Here is a 3,769-nt window from a genome sequence, read left to right as displayed (position 1 = left end):
CTTCCGATCTGACGGCCGCGCCGACCCGGCGCTCGTCCAGACCGCGGCGCAGCAGCTCCAGCAGCTCGCTCTCGGGCACCGGGCCGTCCACCAGGTGCAGGAAGGACAGCAGCTGCGGGGCCTGGTCCACGGCCTGGCCGGCCAGGACGGCGAACACCCCGCGCAGCGCGGCGGGCGGCACCGGGGCGAGCAGCGTCCAGGCGTCGAACAGCCCGGACCAGCCGCGCACCACGGCCTCGTCGTCGTGCTCCCAGGCGTGCAGGCGCCAGCCGGGGCCGGCTCCGCCGTCCCGGGCCTCCACCAGGCCCACCAGCAGCGCCTGGCCCCAGGCCTTGGCCGCCGCGCCGACCGTCATGGCCAGCGCGCGGCCGGCCGCCCGGGCGTCGTCCGGGAGCAGCTCGCCGCGCTTGTCGACCTCCGCCAGCTCCCCGGCCCAGCGGGCGATCCGGACGGCGTCCACCAGCATCCGACGGGCCAGCGGCGCCAGCTCGGCCGGCGCGGGGAAGCCTTCCGGCATCGGAACCCGGCCCCGGCCGGGCGCCGGGGCGGGCCCTCGTCGCCGGGGTACACCGGCCCCGCCCGGCCTGCCGCCGGATGGCCGCTGGGCCGTACCGGGGAGACGGGTCACCGTCGCACCGGTACCGATCGTCGGCGGGAGCGGGGCATCACGGTCGCGCGGGTTCCGAGACGTCACGTCCAGCAGTCTTCCCCTTGCATGGGCCTTCTGTCACATCCGGTTGTCCGTACGCCCGCGCGACTGGCGACGGCACCTCCGCAAGACCGGGCAACAGCGGCAAACCGCCTGGCCGGAAACGGGTGGCGGGGTCATGCCAGGGTGGCGGCTGGGCGTCGCACTGCCCGTCCGCGCGGTCACTCTCCGTACTGGGACGGGGTTCCGCGACGGTGCGGGGGCGGGTCGCGGCGGAAACGGAGGGCTGGAATCCGGCCAGCCGGCGGCTGCCGACGGGAACGCGGCGGCGCACCGGAAGTCGGACCGGCCGACTTCCGGTGTGGCGATCGCTCTCTTGGCGGCGGCCGGCCGCCTGGTCAGAGCAGCGGCGGCTGGCCGCTTGGTCAGAGCAGCGGGGTGAGCCAGCGCCGGAGGAGCTCGGTGTAGTGGTCCGGGGCCGAGTTCCAGAGCGCGGCGTGCTCGGCCCCGGGGAAGCGCTGGAGGCTCACCACGTCATGCCGGGCGGCGGCCAGGCGCTCCACCGTGCCGAAGGGCGCGATCCGGTCGTCGGGGCTGTGCAGGATCAGGGTCGGCGCCCGCAGGTCCGTCCCCTCGGCGAGGCGGGAGAAGTCCGCCAGGTCGACGCCGGTGCGGCCCTCCGCGGCCAGCGCGCCCAACTCGGCGGCGACCCCGGTGAAACCGGCCCGGACGGCGTCCCGGCGGGCGGCGACCGGAAGGTCCAGGACCGGCGAGTCGAGGACGATCCCGCTGATCGCGTGCGCCCAGGCGGAACGCGCCGCCGTCTGCAGCACCGTGGTGGCGCCCACCGACCAGCCGTAGAGGATCACCCGGCCCGCGCCGTTGTCCAGCGCCAGCCGCACCGCCGACTCGATGTCCCGCCACTCGGTCTCGCCGAAGTGGCTGTAGCCGTCCGGCGAGGCCGGGGCGCCCTCGTCACCGCGGTAGGTGACCGCCAGCGCGGGCAGGCCCAGGCGGTGCAGGACCGGCAGCACCGGGAGGGTCTGCTGGCGGTCGGCCTCCGGGCCGTGCACCAGGATCACCCAGGTCCCGCGCCTGCCGTCCAGCCACCAGGCGGGCAGCGCGCCGAGCTCGCCGTCGACGGCGGTGTCGGTGAAGGCCAGACCGAGCGCCCGGGTGGGATCGCCCAGGTGCACGCGCGGAGTGAAGCGGACCTCGGTGCCGGGCGTCAGGGTGCCCCGGTCGGCCCGGACCAGCCGGCGGGTGACACCCTGCTCGTCCCGGTGCAGGACCTCCTCCACCACCGCGTGCCCGCCGCCGTCCCACTCGACCGCCCACCGGCCGGGCCGCAGACTCTCCGGACGGCGGCTGAAGGTGACCCGGCCGGCGGCCAGGCTCTGCACCAGCACGGGACCGGAATCCGGCCCGGCACCCCCCGGCCCCGGACCCGCCCCCGGACGGACCATCCGCTCGGAGGCCCGGCGGCCGACCACCAGGACGACGGCCCCCGCGGCGGCGGCCGCCACGACGGCTGCGGTTCCCCAACGCATTTCGTTCCCCGCTCTGCTGCACGGACCCGGACGGTTTTCGAGCACCAGTCCACCGGGGGGGCATCGGCCTGGCCACCGGGCTGGGCCGTCTGGGGGGTGGTGTTTGTTCGGGGGGCTCTCGGGAGGGTGGGGGCGGGGCGGTTCCGGGGGTGGCTGCTCCGGGGGCTGGGTGATTTTCGGACTGCCGACTCTGTGGGTGGGGGGTTGGGCGCCGTTGGCAGTCTGAAAATCACCCGTCACGCCCCTCTCCGCAGCCACCCCCTGCACCGCCCCTCCCGCAGCGCGTCCCTCTCGCCTGGTCGGGTGAGGGGGTGGGTGAGGGGTGGGGTTTGTTGCGGGCGCGCGGGCTTTCGTCCGGCGCGCCCGCTGAGGTGGGTGGGGGGTAGCCGGGTCAGACGGGGATGGCGGGGTGGCGGGTGCTGAGGAGGTGCCAGAAGCGGGGGGTGAGGGGTGGGGTGGGGGTGCGGGGCTGGGTGGTGGCGCCCCAGTGGGTGGGGACGTGGTGTTCCTGCTGGAGGAGGGGGAGGACGGCGGCGAGGTGGGGTTCGGGGACGGGGACGAGTCGGGCGAGCGGGCGCAGGTGGGGCTGCCAGCGGCCGGCCACGCACTGGCGGAGCAGCCGGTCGAGCGCTTCGCGGCGGCCGGTGGCCTCGACCAGTTCGGTCAGCCGCAGGGCGAGCACCTGGGCGAGGGCGTGGGTCTGGTCCGGGTCGCCGTCCCAGTGGCCGGTCAGTTCGGCCTGCCGGTAGGCGGGCAGCGGCATGCCGAGCCGTTCGGCGACGGCATCCGGGCCGAGTTCCCGGGCGAGCCGGTGGTCGCGCAGGCTCACCGGCCGGCCGTCCATCAACTGGTCGGCCGGGCACCAGAGGGCGCGGGCCAGTGCGATGAACTCGGCCTCGCCGGGCCGCAGCGCGCCGCTCTCCCAGGCGAGGACGTGCCCGGGGAGCAGCCGTACGCCGTGCGCGGCCATGCCCTCGGCGACCTGCTCGGGGGTCAGCCCGAGGCCGGCCCGGTGGGCGCGGGCGGCCCCCGGCGAGAACGGCACCGGGGCGGGGGCGGCGGCGGGTGACTCTCTGCGGCGCATGGCACCGAACGTAGGTGCGGTCCTCGGCGCTGCCCCAGCCGCCGAACGCACGAAGCGGGGCCGGTCGGCCCTCCCCAGCGCTGGGCGATCGCACAGGCCGGACGGCGGCCCGCCGTGTGACCAACCCCTCCGTGACCTCGGTTGACTCCCGGTTCGGGCGCGTGATGGGATCCTGGGGCCAAACGGAGGCATGGAGAGGAAGCCGGTGCGAGTCCGGCGCGGTCCCGCCACTGTCACCGGGGAGCACGCTCGAACATGCCACGGTGGGCCGTCAGAAGCCGCTGGAAGGCCCGGGGGTGCGTCCGACCCGGAAGCCAGGAGACTCTCGCCCCCGGTACGTCGATCCAGGGCGCGGACCCTGAGTGAGGACACCCACGCGATGCAGGCTGCCCCGCCCCGCCGGACCCTGAGCTGCCCGCCGCCGTGCGCGGGCTGACCCGCGCCGCCGCCTTCGCGCTGGGCGCCGTCGCGGGCTATGCCGCCGAC

At 76.5% G+C, this 3,769-nt stretch carries 2 protein-coding genes, 1 pseudogene and 1 riboswitch; all 3 genes and pseudogenes read right to left on the bottom strand.

Translation table 11 applies throughout. From position 1 onward, the window contains the following. A pseudogene (locus tag BG452_RS31085) lies at window positions 1–517 on the bottom strand (hypothetical protein); the annotation flags it as partial. A 557-nt stretch (window positions 518–1,074) separates the two neighbouring features. Continuing rightward, window positions 1,075–2,199, bottom strand: coding sequence for an alpha/beta hydrolase (locus BG452_RS31080; RefSeq protein ID WP_188307692.1), 1,125 nt, complete (start codon window positions 2,197–2,199; stop codon window positions 1,075–1,077). A gap of 391 nt (window positions 2,200–2,590) precedes the next feature. Then, the gene (locus BG452_RS31075) at window positions 2,591–3,283 is read right to left on the bottom strand and encodes a transcriptional regulator (RefSeq protein WP_188307691.1); all 693 of its coding nucleotides are present in this window, start codon (window positions 3,281–3,283) and stop codon (window positions 2,591–2,593) included. Between the two features lie 194 nt (window positions 3,284–3,477). Further along, a riboswitch (cobalamin riboswitch) is annotated at window positions 3,478–3,608 on the top strand. Window positions 3,609–3,769 lie beyond the last annotated feature (161 nt).

Source organism: Streptomyces sp. CBMA123 (genome assembly GCF_014596465.1).
GTDB lineage: Bacteria > Actinomycetota > Actinomycetes > Streptomycetales > Streptomycetaceae > Kitasatospora.
The sequence above is the reverse complement of the archived record's forward strand: the minus strand, read 5'-3'. Positions and strand labels throughout refer to the sequence as shown.